The sequence below is a fragment of the Streptomyces durmitorensis genome (genome assembly GCF_023498005.1).
Classification (GTDB): domain Bacteria; phylum Actinomycetota; class Actinomycetes; order Streptomycetales; family Streptomycetaceae; genus Streptomyces; species Streptomyces durmitorensis.
In genome coordinates this window covers 2806265-2823766 of sequence record NZ_CP097289.1, presented here as the reverse complement: position 1 = coordinate 2823766, position 17502 = coordinate 2806265, and the positions used below count along the sequence as shown (strand labels likewise).

The following is a 17502-nucleotide window of genomic DNA, read 5'->3' as shown; positions in this document are numbered from 1 at the left end:
GTCGTCCGCTCACCGCCGGTCGGAGCAGCCGGAGGTGCCCATGAGTGCGGAGGCCACAAACCCCGCGATGCCTGGACCCGTGACGCCCGGTGCGCAGCGCAGGCGCGGCCGTCCGCGGCTCGACCTGCGCAGGCTCGGCCGCGCGGCCCTGATGGGGCCCGCCACCCGGGACCGGCTGCCGGACGCGATCGGCCATGTGGCGGAAGCCCATCGTGCCCACTATCCCGACGCGGATCTGGAGCCGCTGCGGCGTGCGTGGGTCCTCGCGGAGTCCTCGCACCGCGGCCAGATGCGCAAGAGCGGTGAGCCGTACATCACACATCCGCTCGCGGTGACCCTGATCCTCGCCCAGCTGGGCGCCGAGACCACGACCCTGACCGCGTCCCTGCTCCACGACACCGTCGAGGACACGGATGTGACGCTCGATCAGGTGCGCACGGAGTTCGGCGACGACGTCTGCTATCTGGTCGACGGCGTCACGAAGCTGGAGAAGGTCGACTACGGAGCGGCCGCGGAGCCCGAGACCTTCCGCAAGATGCTGGTGGCCACCGGCAACGACGTACGCGTCATGTCGATCAAGCTGGCCGACCGCCTGCACAACATGCGCACGCTCGGCGTCATGCGCCCCGAGAAGCAGGCACGGATCGCCAAGGTGACGCGGGACGTACTCATTCCGCTCGCCGAACGCCTCGGCGTGCAGGCCCTCAAGACCGAGCTGGAGGACCTCGTCTTCGCGATCCTCCACCCGGAGGAGTACTCCCAAGTCCAAGAGCTGATCGCGGCCAACGCGGTCGGCGGCGGAGACCCGCTGGAAGGGACGGCGGACGACGTCCGCGCGGTGCTGCGCGAGGCGGGCATCGCCGCCGAAGTCCTCATCAGGCCACGGCACTTCGTGTCGGTCCACCGGGTGCACCGCAAACGCGGCGAGATGCGCGCGGCGGACTTCGGGCGCCTCCTGGTCCTGGTGAACGAGGACGCGGACTGTTACGGCGTCCTCGGCGAGCTGCACACCTGCTTCACGCCGGTGGTCTCGGAGTTCAAGGATTTCATCGCCGTACCGAAGTTCAACCTCTACCAGTCGCTGCACACGGCCGTGGCCCGGCCGGACGGAGAGGTCGCCGAAGTCCTCATCCGTACGCACCAGATGCACAAGGTCGCCGAGGCAGGCGTCGTCGCGCTGCGCAATCCGTACGCTCCTCCTTCGGAGGAGCAGTCCGACACCGGTCCGGACGCCCCTTCCGTGGACGCCTTCGAGGGCGAGCGCGCGGACCCGACCCGGCCCGGCTGGCTCTCCCGCCTGCTCGACTGGCAGGAAGCGGCCCCCGACCCGGACACGTTCTGGTCCACGCTGCGCGAAGACCTCGCCCAGGACCGCGAGATCGCGGTCTTCCGTCCCGACGGCGGCACGCTCGGCCTTCCCGCGGGCGCGAGCTGCGTCGACGCCGCCTACGCCCAGTACGGCGAGGACGCCCACGCCTGCATCGGTGCACGTGTCAACGGCCGCCTGGCGACGCTGAGCACGGTCCTGCGGGACGGCGACACGGTCCAACTCCTGATGGGACAGGACGCGGCGTCCGGGCCCTCCCGCGAGTGGCTCGACCACGCGCGCACCCCCGGCGCCCGCATCGCCATCCGACGCTGGCTCACGACCCACCCCACGCCCGCGTCGGCTCCCGCGGCATCGACCCCGGAGAAGCCCTCGCCCCCGCCGCAGACCTCCGACTTCCCGCGCCCCGCGGCGGCCAACGCCGTCGTGGACAGGGAAGGCGCGAGCGTCCGCCTCGCGGGCTGTTGTACGCCCGTGCCACCCGACGAGGTGACCGCCTTCGCCGTGCGCGGCGGCGTCGTCACCGTCCACCGCGTCGAGTGCCCCGCCGTCGGGCGCATGAAGGAAGTGGGGCGCGCCGAGGTGGGAGTGCGCTGGGGAGACAGCGCCGAGTGCCGGGTCACGCTGATCGCCGAGTCGTTCGGGCGGGCGCATCTCCTCGCCGACCTCACCGAAGCCATCGCCCTGGAGGGCGTCGAGATCATGTCGGCGACCGTCGAACCGCCGACCCAGCAGCGCGTGCGCCACACGTACACGCTGCAACTCCCGGACGCGGCCCACCTCCCGGGGCTGATGCGCGCGATGCGCGCGGTGCCCGGGGTGTACGACGTCAGCCGTGCCCAGCACCCGGCGGCGGCGACTTCGTAGCAGCGTGCCACGGGGCATCGCGTCGCCCTGGCCGCCTCCTGGCGACTCGTTCGAGTGGCATGGCGCGCGCCGACACCGGCGCGGAAGCTCCGCGCTGATAGCGGTAGTTCATGCTGCTCACCCCCCGGGTCAAGGCCTCGCGGCCGAAGACTCTTCGCATCGCGACCGCGCTCCTGGCCGCGGCCACCTCCGCCACCCTCCTCGCCGCGACCGCGCCGTCACCGGCCAGACCGCTCGGCATCGGCGACCGGCTCTTCCCGCACCTGGGCAATCCCGGGTACGACGTCATGGCGTACGACATCGACCTCACGTACCGCGGCGACAACAAGAAGCCGCTCGACGCCGTGACGGTGATCGACGCCCGTGCGACCGCACCGCTGAAGCGGGTCAACCTCGACTTCGCGCACGGCAAGGTCCGCTCCGTCGCCGTCAACGGCGCCCCCGCCCGCTTCGAATCCACCGGTGAGGACCTGGTCGTCACGCCGTCGCGGCCGGTGGACCGGGGCGAGCGGATGCGGATCACCGTCCGGCACACCAGCGACCCCAGGCCCACGAAGGACCAGGACGGCGGCTGGGTGCCCACGGCGGACGGGCTCGCCATGGCCAACCAGGCCGACGCCGGGCACCGCGTGTTCCCGTCCAACGACCACCCCGCCGACAAGGCACAGTTCACGTTCCGCATCACCACCCCGAAGGGGCTCACCGCCGTCGCCAACGGCCTGCCCGTCGCCACGGCGCACCGGGGGGCCACCACGACCCGGGCCTTCCGCACCCGCCACCCCATGGCGACGGAACTGGCGCAGGTCTCCATCGGACGCTCCACCGTGGTGCACCGCTCCGGGCCGAACGGCCTCCCCGTACGCGATGTGGTGCCCACCAAGGACCGCAAGGCGATGGAGCGGTGGCTGAAGAAGACGCCGGACCAGATCGACTGGATGGAGGGGAAGGTCGGCCGCTACCCCTTCGAGACGTACGGCCTGCTGATCGCCCAGGCGCAGACCGGCTTCGAGCTCGAGACGCAGACCCTCTCGCTCTTCGAGCGCGACCTGTTCAAGCGGCCCGAGTTCCCCGAGTGGTACGTGGACTCGATCATGGTCCATGAGCTGGCGCACCAGTGGTTCGGCGACAGCGTGAGCCCGAGCTCCTGGTCCGATCTCTGGCTCAACGAAGGGCACGCCACCTGGTACGAGGCACTCTTCGCCGAGGAGAAGTCGAAGAAGCCGCTCCAGAAGCGGATGCGTGAGGCCTACCGGCAGTCGGACGGCTGGCGTCAGGCGGGCGGACCGCCGGCCGCGCCGAAGGGGCCCGCGCCGGGCCAGAAGATCAGCATCTTCCGGCCGGTCGTGTACGACGGCAGCGCTCTGGTGCTCTACGCGCTGCGCCAGGAGATCGGGCAGCGGGACTTCGACCGCCTGGAGCGGGACTGGGTGCACACCTACCGTGACGGGAACGCGACGACCGCGGACTTCGTGCGGCTCGCCTCGTCGACCGCGGGCCGCGATCTGAGCGGCTTCTTCGACGCCTGGCTGTACGGCGCGAAGACGCCGCCGATGCCGGGGCACCCGGACTGGCGTAAGGCCGCTCCCGCCGGGAAATAATCCACGTGACGAGACGGGCCGTTCCGTGCAACCATCTTCAGGTCGGCGCCGCTGCGGGTCCGGGCGAACCCCTCGGGGTGATGTCAGGGCCCCTGCCGGCCGGCCCGGGAATCTCGGGGCGGCCCCGAGCGTTGAGCAGTATGACGAATCCCATCGACGTAAGGATCCAATGACCTCCTCTTCTTCCCCTTCCCAGGACGCGCAGAGCCTCGCGCAGAACTACCCCGAAGGTCTTCGGGCCGATGCCCTGATGGAAGAGGACGTCGCCTGGAGCCACGAGATCGACGGAGAGCGGGACGGCGAACAGTTCGACCGCTCCGAGCGCGCGGCCCTGCGCCGCGTCGCCGGCCTCTCCACCGAGCTCGAGGACGTCACCGAAGTCGAGTACCGCCAGCTCCGTCTGGAGCGAGTGGTCCTCGTCGGCGTGTGGACCTCGGGCACAGTGCAGGACGCGGAGAACTCGGTCGCCGAGCTGGCCGCCCTCGCCGAGACGGCGGGTGCGCTCGTGCTCGACGGCGTCATCCAGCGCCGCGACAAGCCCGACCCGGCGACGTACATCGGATCCGGCAAGGCACTTGAGCTGCGTGACATCGTCCTCGAGACCGGGGCCGACACCGTCGTCTGTGACGGTGAACTGAGCCCTGGCCAGCTGATTCACCTCGAAGACGTCGTCAAGGTCAAGGTGGTCGACAGGACCGCCCTGATCCTCGACATCTTCGCCCAGCACGCCAAGTCCCGAGAGGGCAAGGCGCAGGTCGCCCTTGCCCAGATGCAGTACATGCTCCCGCGCCTCCGTGGCTGGGGTCAGTCGCTCTCCCGTCAGATGGGCGGCGGCGGATCCAGCGGTGGCGGCGGCATGGCGACCCGTGGTCCCGGTGAGACCAAGATCGAGACGGACCGGCGTCGGATCCGCGAGAAGATGGCGAAGATGCGCCGGGAGATCGCGGAGATGAAGACCGGCCGCGAGATCAAGCGCCAGGAGCGCAAGCGCAACAAGGTGCCCTCGGTCGCGATCGCCGGTTACACGAACGCGGGCAAGTCCTCCCTGCTCAACCGCCTCACGGGCGCGGGTGTCCTGGTGGAGAACTCCCTGTTCGCCACCCTCGACCCGACCGTGCGCCGGGCCGAGACACCGAGCGGCCGGATCTACACCCTGGCCGACACCGTCGGGTTTGTGCGGCATCTGCCGCACCACCTCGTCGAGGCGTTCCGCTCCACGATGGAAGAGGTCGGCGAGTCCGACCTGATCCTGCACGTGGTGGACGGTTCGCACCCGGTGCCGGAGGAGCAGCTGGCCGCCGTGCGTGAGGTGATCCGTGACGTGGGCGCGACCGACGTGCCCGAGATCGTGATCGTGAACAAGGCGGACGCGGCCGATCCGCTGGTCCTCCAGCGGCTGCTGCGCAACGAGAAGCACGCAATCGCGGTCTCCGCGCGCACGGGCGCGGGCATCGAAGAGCTGCTCGCGCTGATCGACGTCGAACTGCCGCGGCCCGAGGTCGAGATCGAGGCCCTCGTGCCGTACACGCAGGGCCAGCTCATCTCGCGGGCGCACGCCGAGGGCGATGTGCTCTCCGAGGAGCACACGGCCGAGGGCACGCTGCTCAAGGCGAAGGTGCACGCGGAACTGGCGGCGGATCTCGCGCCGTACGTCCCGGTCGCCGGCTGAACGCAGGCCCGGACAGGCGCGGTTCGGTTCGCGCGGTTCGGTCCGCATGACGAAGGCCCGCCCCCTCTCGTGGGGGCGGGCCTTCGTCGCGTCATGTGCGAGGTGCGGGGGTCGCCCGCCGTGCGGCTACTTGGAGCCGTACTTCTCGCTCATCATGTCGTAGACCTGCTCGGCGCCCTTGCCCAGCTGCGGTCCTGCCAGCCAGGTGTTCTCGGCCGGGCCGATCGAGGTGTTCGAGACCAGGCGGGTCTTGTCGCCCACCATCCGGAACCAGCCGCCGCCGGACGAACCGCCGGTCATGGTGCAGCCGATGCGGTACATCGTCGGCTGGGTGGAGGTCAGTGAGAGACGGCCGGGCTTGTCGACGCACTTGTGCATGATCTGGCCGTCGAACGGGGGAGCGGCGGGGTAGCCCCAGGCGCCCATCGAGCTCACGCTCTGTGCCGACGGAGTCGAGAAGTCGACGTCCAGCGCGTTGCCGACCGTCTCCTCGAGGGACTTGGAGCCCTGCTCCGGCTTCACGTGCATCACGGCGTAGTCGTACGGCGCACCGGCACCGCCCGAAGCGGCGCCCTCGTCGATCCACTCGGCGGAGGTCGACACCCAGTCGGCCCAGTACTGGCCGTAGGGGGCGACCTCCTGCGGGGCGGCGTTGCTCAGCTCGGCCTCGGACTTACCGAGGTCGTTGTAGGCCGGCACGAAGGTGATATTGCGGTACCAGCCACCGGCGGAACCGGCGTGCACGCAGTGGCCCGCGGTCCACACCAGGTTGGACTTGCCCGGGTTGCGCGGGTCCTTCACGACCGTGCCGGAGCAGACCATCGAGCCCTCGGGGGAGTCGAAGAAGATCTTGCCGACCGGGGCGGCGTTCTCGTGGTACGGCGTCTTCTCGCGCTTGGCCTGGACCGGCGACGGCTCGGGGTCGGTCGCGCCCTGATCGGAGGGGGCGTCCTTCGCCGCGATCGTCTTGTTCGGGTCCTTGGCCTTCTTCATCCGCTCGGGCTTCCAGAGCCCTTCGATGACCGGGTTGACGAAGTCCTTGGACTCGCGCAGCCAGTCGTCCTTGTCCCAGTTCTTCCAGGCCCCGTCCTTCCACTTGTCCGGGTCGATGCCGTGGTCCTTGAGCTTGTCGGCGATGTCGCCGGGCAGCTCGGCATCGGAGCCGGTGTCAGTGCCGGTGTCGGAACCCTTGTCCGCGCCCTGGGAAGTGCCGGAATCAGCCTTGTCGCTCGCCTTGTCGTCGCTCGGACCGCAGGCCGTGGCGGTGAGTGCCAGGGTCGCGGCGAGCCCGGTGGCGGCGAGTGCGAGACGTCGCCCGCGACTGCGCGCGAAGGGCGCACGAGTGGAACGCATGGTGCTGTAACCCCCGAATTGAACGTGTGATTGCTGCATTTGCCATGTACTTGTCATGTGTCGGCATGGCAGCTCCACGAGCGCCCCGCCGAACGCAACACCCCACTATGCCTGTGTGATTGGGGACGAATGACGGCGGGGTCGTGAAGGTTTGCGGCGACCCCGCCGTCGTACATCAGACGCCTGCCGACCGCCTGCCGGTCGGCTACTTGTCGGCGAACTTCTTGCTGACCGCGCCGTAGATGCCCTTGGCCTCCTTGCCGAGCCGCGGACCGGCGAGCCAGCCGGCCGTCACCGGGCCGATGGAGGTGTTGGACACCAGGGCGGGCTTGCCGTCCGAGCCCTCGGCGACCCAGCCGCCGCCGGACGAACCACCGGTCATCGTGCAGCCGATGCGGTACATCGTCGGGTCGGGCTTGCTGATCGAGAGCCGGCCCGGCTTGTCGGCGCACTGGAACGCCTTCTGGCCGTCGAACGGCGGAGCGGCCGGGTAGCCGGTCGCCGTCATGTTCGCGATCTGGGGCACGGCCGGGGCGTTGAAGTCCACCGGGAGAGCCGAACCGACCTGCTCCTCAAGGGACTTGCCCTCGCTGCCCTTCTCGGGCGTCACGTGGATGGCCGCGAAGTCGTACGGCGCGCCCGTGCCGCCCGTGGGGCCGCCCTGCTCGATCCACTGGTCGGAGGTCTGTGCCCAGTCGCCCCACCAGACGCCGTGCGGAGCGACTTCTTCCTTGGGGGCGTTCTGCAGCTCGTCGGCCGACTTGCCGCTGTTGTTGTACGAGGGGACGAAGGCGATGTTGCGGTACCAGCCGCCCTTCGCGCCCGCGTGCACGCAGTGGCCCGCGGTCCACACCATGTTGGACTTGCCCGGGTGCGCCGGGTCCTCGACGACCGTGGCCGAGCAGACCATCGAGCCTTCGGGGCCGTCGAAGAACAGCTTGCCCGAGGCGGGAGCGCTGGCGTCGTACGGCGTCTTCAGGGCCGCCGCCTCCACCGGCTCGGGCGTCGGGTCGGTCACGCCCTGGTCACCGGAGATGTCGTTGTCGTCGACACCGCGGTCGGGGTTCTTGTCCGCGTCCCGCATGCGGTCCGAGTCCCACAGACCTTCGATGATCGGGTTGACGTAGTCACCGGCCTCGCGGAGCCAGTCGTCCTTGTCCCAGTTCTTCCAGGCCCCGTCCTTCCACTTGTCCAGGTCGATGCCGTGGTCCTTGAGCCGGTCCTGGAGGTCCTGCGGAATCTTGACCTTGCCGTCGTCGTTGCCGTTGCCGTCGTCGGCGGGCTGGGACGCGGACGGTTCGTCGCCCGCGTTGTCCTCGCTCGGGCCACAGGCCGTCGCGGTCAGAACGAGCGCCGCGCCGATCGCGACAGCGGCCGCCACAGGGGAGGTTCTGCCGCGCGCGCTCCTCCCACGACGGGCGGTCTTGAGCGGGCGTATGGGTCGCATAGAGAGATTCCCCCTGGGCTTCGAGATGGTTCACATGCCGGACACCGCCTGCCGCACGGTGTGTTGAGCGCCGAGTTCACGTGGCGCCGCACACCCTGCCGCGGTGGAACGGCACCTCACACTATGCCGGTGCCGTGGGGGACTGCCGACGGAACGGCAACGGTTTCGCTACGACCTTGCTGACCTGGCAATTGTCCGGAGAGCAGCCGATTTGACGTCCGTGCGGACGGCTCACGCTTTTGTGCGCGACTTTGTGAGCGACGGAGGTCCTCAGACAGTGGTCCAGCCACAGGGTGCTGGGCGAAGTCTTCATGTGGAACCCGTGGCCGACCGTGCATAGCTCCCCCACCAGGTCCTGGACCGGCAACGGTTCCGCCACGGCAAGGATCTTCCGATGACCCGTGTTCCTCCGCAGCCCTCGTCGTTGGTACGTACGGGGGACTGGCGGCCTGCGCTCATCTCCCCTGCCAACTCGAAGGCGCGCTGGCCCAGATCGAGGGGGAAGCGCCCGTTCCCAGCGGGAGGACCAACAGTCGTGGCCGTGACCGAGCCGGCGCCCGCGGCGATTTCCGCGGCGCACTCCGCAGCACACGAGGGGATCCTGCGACGCCAGTCGGCGCGCGAGTCGGCGGCGCGCACCTATGCGCGAGCCCTGCCGATCGTGCCCGTGCGGGCGCGCGGCCTGACGATCGAGGGCGCCGACGGACAGCGCTACCTCGACTGCCTCTCGGGTGCGGGGACCCTGGCCCTCGGGCACAACCATCCGGTCGTGCTCGAAGCGATCAGAAAGGTCCTCGAATCGGGGGCACCGCTGCACGTCCTCGACCTGGCCACACCGGTCAAGGACGCTTTCACCACCGAGCTGTTCCGCACACTGCCCCGCGCGCTCGCGGACCGCGCCCGGATCCAGTTCTGCGGCCCCGCAGGCACGGACGCGGTGGAGGCCGCGCTCAAACTCGTGCGTACGGCGACGGGGCGCGACGGCATGCTCGCCTTCACCGGCGCCTACCACGGGATGACGGCAGGGGCGCTCGACGTGTCCGGCGGCGCACAGGACGTACGCGTCGCGCGCCTGCCCTACCCGCAGGACTACCGCTGCCCGTTCGGCATCGGCGGTGCGGACGGTGCCGAACTCGCGGCCCGCTGGACCGAGAGCCTCCTCGACGATCCCAAGTCGGGTGTGCCGCTACCGGCCGGGATGATCCTCGAACCGGTGCAGGGCGAGGGCGGCGTGATCCCCGCCCCCGACGGCTGGCTGCGCCGGATGCGCGAGATCACCGCCGCCCGCACGATCCCGCTCATTGCGGACGAGGTCCAGACCGGCGTGGGGCGCACCGGCACCTTCTGGGCCGTCGAGCACAGTGGCGTCGTCCCGGACGTGATGGTGCTCTCCAAGGCCATCGGCGGCAGCCTGCCCCTGGCCGTCGTGGTCTACCGCGACGACCTCGACGTCTGGCCGCCCGGCGCCCACGCGGGCACCTTCCGCGGCAACCAGCTCGCCATGGCGGCGGGCGCGGCCACCCTTGAGTACGTCCGTGAGAACGGCCTCGCGGAACGCGCGGGAGTCCTTGGCACCCGCATGCTCACCCAGCTGCGCTCCCTGGCCGCCGAGCATCCCTGCATCGGCGACGTCCGCGGCAGAGGCCTGATGCTCGGCGTCGAACTCGTGGACCCGGCCGCCGCGGCCCCCGTACCGGGCCCGCGGTCGGTGAACCACGGGCCTGTTCCGCCGGCGGGCAGCGCAGGCAGTTCGGGCAGCGCAGGCGTATCGGGTGGCACTTCGGGTGGCACTTCGGCCGGTCACCCTCTGCCTGCCGGAGCTGCCGGAGCTGCCGGAGCCGCCCGCCCGCTGGCCCTCGACCGCTTCCCGCGGCCGCTACCCCCGGCACCCGAACTCGCTGCCGCGGTGCAACGGGAATGCCTGCACCGCGGACTCATCGTCGAGCTGGGCGGACGGCACTCCAGCGTCGTACGCCTCCTTCCTCCACTCACGATCACGGACGAGCAAGCGGCCGCCATCCTGGACCGCCTCGCCGACGCGATCTCCGCCGCAGCGCGTCCGCACCACGGATAGCCACGCCGGACCCGGGCCGTCCCGCGGACGGCCAAGAGACATCAGCACAGCTCCGGCCCGTCGCCCTGGAGCCCGAACGACCTCACAAGGAAGCCCTCTTGAACGCCACCCCCGCATCCGAAGGCCCACCCCACCCCCACGTCCCAGGCGCGTGTGGCAAGCAATCCTCGCTGGTGGCGGAGCCCGGTACGGTCCCCCGGCAGAAGGGAGGCGGCCGGGCCGAGCAGCTGCGCGGCGCGACCGCCGACCTTCTGGAGCACCCCGATCCGCACACCGCCGCCCAGGTGGCGGCCATCGAGAACCTCCTGCGCTGCTGGGTGCGCGAGAACGACTTCCCCGCCCCCGAGCACGGCGCCCTGCGCATCCCGCTCGACGCCAGCGGCACGGCTCTCCTCGTCCCCGTGTACTACTGGTCGGCCACCGGCTGGCACCGCTTCGGCCTCCCCTACCTGGAGGACGGCCCTCAGACCGCACCCCCGGCCGACGCCGTCACCGTCGCCGCCCTCCTCGGCCGAGAAACGGGCCGACCGAGCCAAGCCGCCGATCCGGGCGGCCGGGGGGAGAGCCAGGGGGATGGCCAAGGGGAGAGGCAGCCAGGGGAGGGGGCAGAAGGGCAGGGAGAAGCCGACGCTCAACGCGAGCCCGGCCGCACCGACGCCAGTAGCGACGCCAGTGCCGAGGCCAGTAGCGACGCCGGCAGCGACGGCGAGCGGGTCGAGGGAGGGGACCTCGTCGGCCGCGTCGCCGACTCGGTGCGGCGCACCGCCACCTTCATCGCCGACCGCAGGAACAACCCCGGCGACGAGCCCGACCTCTTCCTCGCCGCCGAACAATCCCTGCTCCTCGGCCACCCCCTGCACCCCACCCCGAAGAGCCGCGAGGGACTCTCCGACACCGAATCCCGCCTCTACTCCCCGGAGTTGCGCGGCGCCTTCGCGCTGCACTGGCTCGCCGTCGACCCCTCCGTGCTCGCCGCGGACTCGGCCTGGACCGAGCGGGGCCGCACCCTCCCGGCCCAGCAGCTCACCGCCCGCCTTGCAGGCCAGGACCTGCCGCTGCCGGAAGCCAGCGCCGCGCTGCCCCTGCACCCCTGGCAGATGCGTGAGCTCAGGCACCGCCCCGCGACCGCCGCGCTCCTGGAAGCCGGACTCCTCCAGGACCTCGGCCCCCACGGAGCACCGTGGTACCCGACCTCCTCCGTGCGCACCCTCTACCGCTCCGGCGCCCCAGCCATGCTGAAGCTCTCCCTCGGCCTGCGCATCACCAACTCCCGTCGTGAGAACCTCCGCAAGGAACTCCACCGCGGCGTCGAGGTCCACCGGCTGCTGCGCAGCGGTCTCGCCGAGCAGTGGCAGGCAGCTCACCCGGGCTTCGACGTGATCCGCGATCCGGCCTGGCTCGCCGTGACCGGCCCCGACGGCGCGCCCGTCACCGGACTCGACGTGATGATCCGGCACAACCCCTTCGGCCCCGGCGACGACGTCACCTGCATCGCCGGACTCGTCTCGCCCAGGCCGTCACCGCACTCCACCGGGCATGACCGCGCCCCGATGCGCTCCCGGCTCGGCGAGATCGTCACCCGCCTGGCCGGACGGACGGGCCGTCCCCGGGGAGCCGTCGCCACGGAGTGGTTCCTGCGCTACTTGGAGAACGTCGTACGCCCCGTGCTCTGGCTGGACAGCGAGGCAGGTGTCGCCCTGGAGGCCCATCAGCAGAACACCCTCCTGCTGATCGACTCCGACGGCTGGCCGGTGGGCGGCCGCTACCGCGACAACCAGGGCTACTACTTCCGGGAGTCCCGTCGCACCGAACTCGAGCGACGGCTCCCCGGAATCGGCGAGCACAGCGACACGTTCGTGTCCGACGAGGTGGCAGACGAGCGGTTCGCCTACTACCTCGGCATCAACAACGTCCTCGGCCTCATCGGAGCGCTCGGCGCCCAACGCCTGGCCGACGAGCAGCTGTTGCTCGCGGGGTTCCGCCGCTTCCTCGGCGACGTCGTCTCCGGCCCCGCTCCGCTGCGTTCGCCGCTCCCCGCCCTGCTTCTCGACTCACCGGTGCTGCGCTGCAAGGCCAACCTGCTGACCCGCCTTCGTGGACTCGACGAGCTCGTGGGCCCGGTCGACACCCAGTCCGTCTACGTCTCCATCGCCAACCCCCTTCATTCCTGAGGAACATGACCCACCTTTCTGACCCTTTCTGAGAGGAGAGACGCCGTGCCTCCGCCTCCCCCCGACGCGAGCGCCGACGCCGGAACCGAGACGACCCCCGAGTCCTCCAACGCCGCCAGAGCAGCCCACAAGGCAGCTGACAGGGCAGCTGACAAGGCAGACGTCCAAGACACCCTGGACCTGCGCCTCCCGGACGAGCTCATCGCCCTGTTCGGCACGAGCGGCACGGATGAGGCAGAGGCCGTGCAGGGCGTGGGCGCGCAGGGCGTGCAAGTCGCGCAGGGCGTGGGCGTGGGTGCGGGGGGTATCGATGCCGGCGCGCGCACGGCCGACCGTGCCCCGGCACCGTCGGCCGCCTCGTCAGCCGACGATCTGCTCGACAACGTCTCCGACTGGGGCCCCGCGACCACCTCTGCCGGTGTCTTCCAACTCGTACCCGTACGCGTCGAACGCGACCTCCCTCTCATTAGCCGGTGGATGAACGACCCCGCCGTGGCGGCGTTCTGGGAACTGGCCGGAGCCGATGACGTCACACAGACGCATCTGCGCGACCAGATCGACGGAGACGGACGCAGCGTCCCGTGCCTCGGCGTTCTGGACGGCACACCGATGAGCTACTGGGAGGTCTACCGCGCGGACCTCGACGCCCTGGCCCGCCACTACCCGGCCCGCCCGCACGACACCGGTCTTCACCTCCTCATCGGCGGTGTCGCCGATCGCGGCCGGGGGCTCGGCACCTCTCTGCTGAGAGCCGTCGCCGACCTTGTGCTCGATCACCGCGCCGCATGCGCACGCGTCATCGCAGAACCCGACCTGCGCAACACCCCCTCCGTCTCCGCGTTTCTCAGCGCCGGCTTCCGATTCGCCGCCGAGGTGGATCTGCCCGACAAACGTGCGGCGCTCATGGTCCGTGACCGGGCCCTGCGCGCAGTGCTCTGACCCGCTCACTCTTGGTACACCGCTCGACCTGATCCGGTTCCCTCCCTCAGGAGTCCCCGTGCCGAATCCGTCCGTCCCTCCGACGTCCCGCGAACCGTCCGCTCTCTACGACCCGCCCGAGCTGACCCCGGACAGGTGGGCGAGCGGCGGGCGCCGCCTCCTCGCCAAGATGGTCGGTGAGTTCGCCTATGAGGAGATCATCAAGCCCGCCCCCGCCGGACCGGGCGACACGGACAGCTACAGCCTCGACCTCGACGGCGGTGACCATGACGATTGCGAAGAAGGCGACAGCAGCGGACCCGGCGAGAGCAGCGGACCCGGCGAACCCGGGCGGCCGAGAGCGGCCCGCCTCCTTTTCCGTGCCCGCCGCGGCTCGTACGGAAGCTGGCACGTCGACCCGGCCAGCCTGGCCCTGGCCGAGGGCGAAGGGCCGCCGCTCCCCTTCAGCGACCCCCTCCGCTTCCTCACCCGGGCCCGCCGCACCCTGGGAATCGACGGCGCCACGCTCGGCCACCTCATCCGCGAGCTGACCGTCACGCTCGCCGCCGACGCCAGGCTCGACCAGACCGCCCTCAGCGCATCGCAGCTCGCCGACCTCGGCTACGCGGAACTCGAAGGCCATCAGACCGGCCACCCCTGGCTCGTCCTCAACAAGGGCCGCATCGGCTTCTCCGCGAGCGACGCCGCGCGCTGGGCGCCCGAGGCCCGCCTGACCGCGCGGCTTCCCTGGATCGCGGTCCACACCGGCCTCGCTGCCTACCGAGGCGTCGCCGGCCTGGACACGGCGGAGCGGCTGTACTCACGTGAGCTCACCCCCGCCACCCGGGAGTCCTTCGCGGACATACTCAGGGCACGCGGCCTCGACCCGCACGCCTATCTCTACTTGCCGGTCCACCCGTGGCAGTGGGACGACGTCGTCCTGCCCCTCTTCGCCCCTTCCGTCGCCGCGGGGAGGATCGTGCCCCTCACCACCGACGGCGATCTGCGGCTGCCCCAGCAGTCCATTCGTACGTTCCTGAACATGTCCCGTCCCGACCGGCACACCGTCAAGCTGCCGCTGTCGGTCCTCAACACCCTGGTGTGGCGCGGACTCCCGACCGAGCGCACCCTGGCCGCCCCCGCCGTCACCGCCTGGATGCACGCACTGCGCGAAGCGGACCCCTTCCTGCGTGACGAATGCCGGGTGATCCTGCTCGGCGAGGTCGCGTCGGTGACCGTCGCCCACCCGCTGTACGACGACCTTCCCGAGGTCCCTTACCAGTACAAGGAACTGCTCGGCGCGATCTGGCGCGAACCGATCACCCGGTATCTCGCGCCCGACGAGCGCGCCCGCACGCTTGCCTCCTTACTGCACACCGACCCGCAGGGCAAGGCCTTCGTCGCCGAGCTGGTCGAGCGCTCAGGCCTGGCCCCCGAGGTCTGGCTGCGGCACCTCTTCGCGGCGCTGCTGCCTCCGCTCCTGCAGTTCCTCTACCGGTACGGCACCGTGTTCTCCCCTCACGGGGAGAACGCCATCGTCGTCTTCGACGACAAGGACGTGCCCGTCCGGCTCGCGGTGAAGGACTTCGTCGACGACATCAACGTCAGCGCCGAGGCACTTCCGGAGCACGCGTCGATGCCGGACGACGTCCGCGACGTACTGCTCACCGAACGCCCCGACTTCCTCACGCAGTTCATCCACTCCGGGCTCTTCGTGGGCGTCTTCCGCTATCTCGCCCCGCTCTGCCACGAGCAGCTGGGTATCCCGGAGAGCGACTTCTGGTCCCTCGTCCGTGCCGAGATCCTCCGCCATCAGGCGCGCGCCCCGCAGCTCAAGGAGCGGTACGAGATGTTCGACCTGCTGACCCCGCGCATCGAGCGGCTCTGTCTGAACCGGAACCGGCTTCACCTCGACGGATACCGTGACCGCCCAGAGCGCCCGCACGCCGCCGTGCACGGGAGCGTGCCGAACCCCCTCCACCGGCCGTGATCGAGGGATTGTCAGTGGAGACCCGTAGGGTAGTCGCGCTATGACAAAGCCCTCCCTTCCCGAGCTCCTGCACGCCGCCGTCACCGCCGTCGGCGGCACAGAGCGCCCTGGCCAGGTGACCATGGCCGAGACCGTCGCCGAGGCGATCGACGACGGCTCCCACCTGCTGATCCAGGCCGGTACCGGCACGGGCAAGTCCCTCGGCTATCTGGTGCCCGCCCTCGCGCACGGCGAGCGCGTCGTGGTCGCGACGGCCACGCTGGCGCTGCAGCGCCAGCTCGTGGAGCGTGACCTGCCGCGCACGGTGGACGCCCTGCATCCGCTGCTGCGCCGCCGCCCTCAGTTCGCCATGCTCAAGGGCCGCTCGAACTACCTCTGCCTGCACCGCCTCCACGAGGGAGTGCCGCAGGAAGAGGAGGAGGGCCCAGGTCTCTTCGACCAGTTCGAGGCCGCCGCCCCCACCAGCAAGCTCGGCCAGGACCTGCTGCGGATGCGCGACTGGGCGGACGAGACCGAGACGGGCGACCGGGACGCCCTCACGCCCGGCGTCTCCGACCGCGCCTGGTCGCAGGTGTCCGTCTCCTCCAGGGAGTGCCTGGGGGCGACGAAGTGCGCGTACGGAGCGGAGTGCTTCGCCGAGGCGGCGCGTGAGCGGGCCAAGCTCTCCGAGGTCGTGGTCACCAACCACGCGCTCCTTGCGATCGATGCCATCGAGGGCGCCCCGGTCCTTCCCCAGCACGAGGTACTGATCGTGGACGAGGCCCATGAGCTGGTCTCCCGGGTCACCGGCGTCGCCACCGGAGAGCTCACCCCGGGCCAGGTCAACCGCGCTGTGCGCCGAGCCGCCAAGCTCGTCAACGAAAAGGCGGCCGATCAGCTCCAGACCGCGTCCGAGGGCTTCGAGCGGGTGATGGAGCTGGCACTGCCCGGCCGCATCGAGGAGATCCCCGAGGACCTCGGGTATGCGCTGATGGCCCTGCGCGACGCGGCCCGCACGGTCATCTCGGCGCTCGGCTCCACCCGCGACAAGTCGGTCCAGGACGAGGACGCCGTACGCAAACAGGCCCTCGCCTCCGTCGAGTCGATCCACGACGTGGCGGAGCGCATCGCGAACGGCTCCGAGTGGGACGTCGTCTGGTACGAGCGCCACGACCGCTTCGGAGCCTCGCTGCGCGTGGCGCCCATGTCCGTTTCGGGCCTGCTCCGCGAGAAGCTCTTCAGCGACCGTTCCGTCGTCCTCACATCGGCCACCCTCAAGCTCGGCGGCGACTTCAACGGAGTGGGGGCTTCCTTGGGGCTCGCTCCCGAGGGCACCGAGTCCGAAGACGCCCCGGTGTGGAAGGGCCTCGACGTCGGCTCACCCTTCGACTACCGCAAGCAGGGGATTCTGTACGTCGCCCAGCACCTGGCAAGGCCGGGCCGTGAGGGCACGCGCAGCGACATGATCGACGAGCTGGCGGAGCTGATCGAGGCGGCGGGTGGCCGCACGCTCGGCCTGTTCTCGTCCATGCGTGCCGCTCAGAACGCCGCCGAGGAGCTCCGGGGCCGGCTCGACGTGCCCATCCTGCTCCAAGGCGAGGAGACGCTGGGTGAGCTGATCAAGAACTTCGCGGCGGACGAGCAGACCTGTCTGTTCGGGACGCTTTCGCTGTGGCAGGGCGTCGATGTGCCGGGCGTCAGCTGCCAGTTGGTGGTCATGGACAAGATCCCGTTCCCGCGTCCCGACGACCCGCTGATGAGCGCCCGCCAGAAGGCGGTGGACGACAACGGAGGCAATGGCTTCATGGCCATCGCCGCGACGCACGCGGCGCTCCTGATGGCGCAGGGCGCGGGACGGCTCGTGCGGGCATCAGAGGACCGTGGAGTGGTCGCGGTCCTGGACCCACGGCTCGCGACCGCGCGCTACGGCAGCTATCTGCGGGCCTCGCTTCCCGACTTCTGGTACACGACGGACCGCAATCAGGTGCGCCGCTCCTTGTCCGCGATCGACGCGGCGGCCAAGGCCGGACCCATGGTTGCCGCCGAGGAGCAGGCCACCGAGGAGTAGGGCTTCGGCGCGGGCGAGCCCGACCGGCGTACCGCCCCCGG

The 17502-nt window shown here is 70.6% G+C and carries 10 protein-coding genes; 8 read left to right on the top strand and 2 right to left on the bottom strand.

Annotation, left to right across the window (positions count from 1 at the left end):
• Window positions 1-40: 40 nt before the first annotated feature.
• The 3 genes from M4V62_RS12465 to hflX all read left to right on the top strand — a co-directional run bounded on the left by M4V62_RS12465 (window position 41) and on the right by hflX (window position 5461).
• The gene (locus tag M4V62_RS12465) at window positions 41-2194 is read left to right on the top strand and encodes a RelA/SpoT family protein (protein ID WP_249587332.1); all 2154 of its coding nucleotides are present in this window, start codon (window positions 41-43) and stop codon (window positions 2192-2194) included.
• A 110-nt stretch (window positions 2195-2304) separates the two neighbouring features.
• Complete coding sequence (locus tag M4V62_RS12460) at window positions 2305-3792, top strand: M1 family metallopeptidase (RefSeq protein ID WP_249587331.1); 1488 nt, start codon at window positions 2305-2307, stop codon at window positions 3790-3792.
• Between the two features lie 169 nt (window positions 3793-3961).
• Window positions 3962-5461 carry a GTPase HflX gene (hflX, locus tag M4V62_RS12455; RefSeq protein WP_249587330.1) on the top strand — a complete coding sequence of 500 codons (1500 nt, stop codon included), beginning with the start codon at window positions 3962-3964 and terminating at the stop codon, window positions 5459-5461.
• 126 nt (window positions 5462-5587) lie between these two features.
• Here the strand turns inward: hflX and M4V62_RS12450 are convergent, their stop codons facing one another.
• Both M4V62_RS12450 and M4V62_RS12445 read right to left on the bottom strand, forming a co-directional pair.
• The gene (locus M4V62_RS12450; RefSeq protein WP_249587329.1) at window positions 5588-6814 is read right to left on the bottom strand and encodes a trypsin-like serine peptidase; all 1227 of its coding nucleotides are present in this window, start codon (window positions 6812-6814) and stop codon (window positions 5588-5590) included.
• Between the two features lie 205 nt (window positions 6815-7019).
• Window positions 7020-8261 (bottom strand): trypsin-like serine peptidase, encoded by a 1242-nt coding sequence (locus M4V62_RS12445; RefSeq protein ID WP_249587328.1) that lies wholly within the window; start codon window positions 8259-8261, stop codon window positions 7020-7022.
• Between the two features lie 535 nt (window positions 8262-8796).
• Here M4V62_RS12445 and M4V62_RS12440 point away from each other — a divergent pair.
• From M4V62_RS12440 to M4V62_RS12420, 5 genes are all read left to right on the top strand, one after another.
• A complete protein-coding gene (locus M4V62_RS12440; RefSeq protein ID WP_249587327.1) occupies window positions 8797-10335 on the top strand; it encodes a diaminobutyrate--2-oxoglutarate transaminase family protein in 1539 nt (512 codons plus the stop codon).
• 98 nt (window positions 10336-10433) lie between these two features.
• The gene (locus M4V62_RS12435) at window positions 10434-12506 is read left to right on the top strand and encodes an IucA/IucC family protein (RefSeq protein ID WP_425575317.1); all 2073 of its coding nucleotides are present in this window, start codon (window positions 10434-10436) and stop codon (window positions 12504-12506) included.
• A gap of 45 nt (window positions 12507-12551) precedes the next feature.
• Window positions 12552-13445: a GNAT family N-acetyltransferase gene (locus tag M4V62_RS12430; protein WP_425575318.1), complete on the top strand. Its 894-nt coding sequence runs from the start codon at window positions 12552-12554 to the stop codon at window positions 13443-13445.
• Window positions 13446-13503: 58 nt separating this feature from the next.
• Complete coding sequence (locus tag M4V62_RS12425; protein WP_249587326.1) at window positions 13504-15414, top strand: IucA/IucC family protein; 1911 nt, start codon at window positions 13504-13506, stop codon at window positions 15412-15414.
• A 40-nt stretch (window positions 15415-15454) separates the two neighbouring features.
• Window positions 15455-17461, top strand: coding sequence for an ATP-dependent DNA helicase (locus tag M4V62_RS12420; RefSeq protein ID WP_249587325.1), 2007 nt, complete (start codon window positions 15455-15457; stop codon window positions 17459-17461).
• The last annotated feature ends 41 nt before the right edge of the window (window positions 17462-17502 follow it).

Coding starts and splice junctions, on each gene's coding strand:
- M4V62_RS12465 (WP_249587332.1), top strand. CDS start 41: ATGAGTGCGGAGGCCACAAACCCCGCGATGCCTGGACCCGTGACGCCC.
- M4V62_RS12460 (WP_249587331.1), top strand. CDS start 2,305: ATGCTGCTCACCCCCCGGGTCAAGGCCTCGCGGCCGAAGACTCTTCGC.
- hflX (WP_249587330.1), top strand. CDS start 3,962: ATGACCTCCTCTTCTTCCCCTTCCCAGGACGCGCAGAGCCTCGCGCAG.
- M4V62_RS12450 (WP_249587329.1), bottom strand. CDS start 6,814: ATGCGTTCCACTCGTGCGCCCTTCGCGCGCAGTCGCGGGCGACGTCTC.
- M4V62_RS12445 (WP_249587328.1), bottom strand. CDS start 8,261: ATGCGACCCATACGCCCGCTCAAGACCGCCCGTCGTGGGAGGAGCGCG.
- M4V62_RS12420 (WP_249587325.1), top strand. CDS start 15,455: ATGACAAAGCCCTCCCTTCCCGAGCTCCTGCACGCCGCCGTCACCGCC.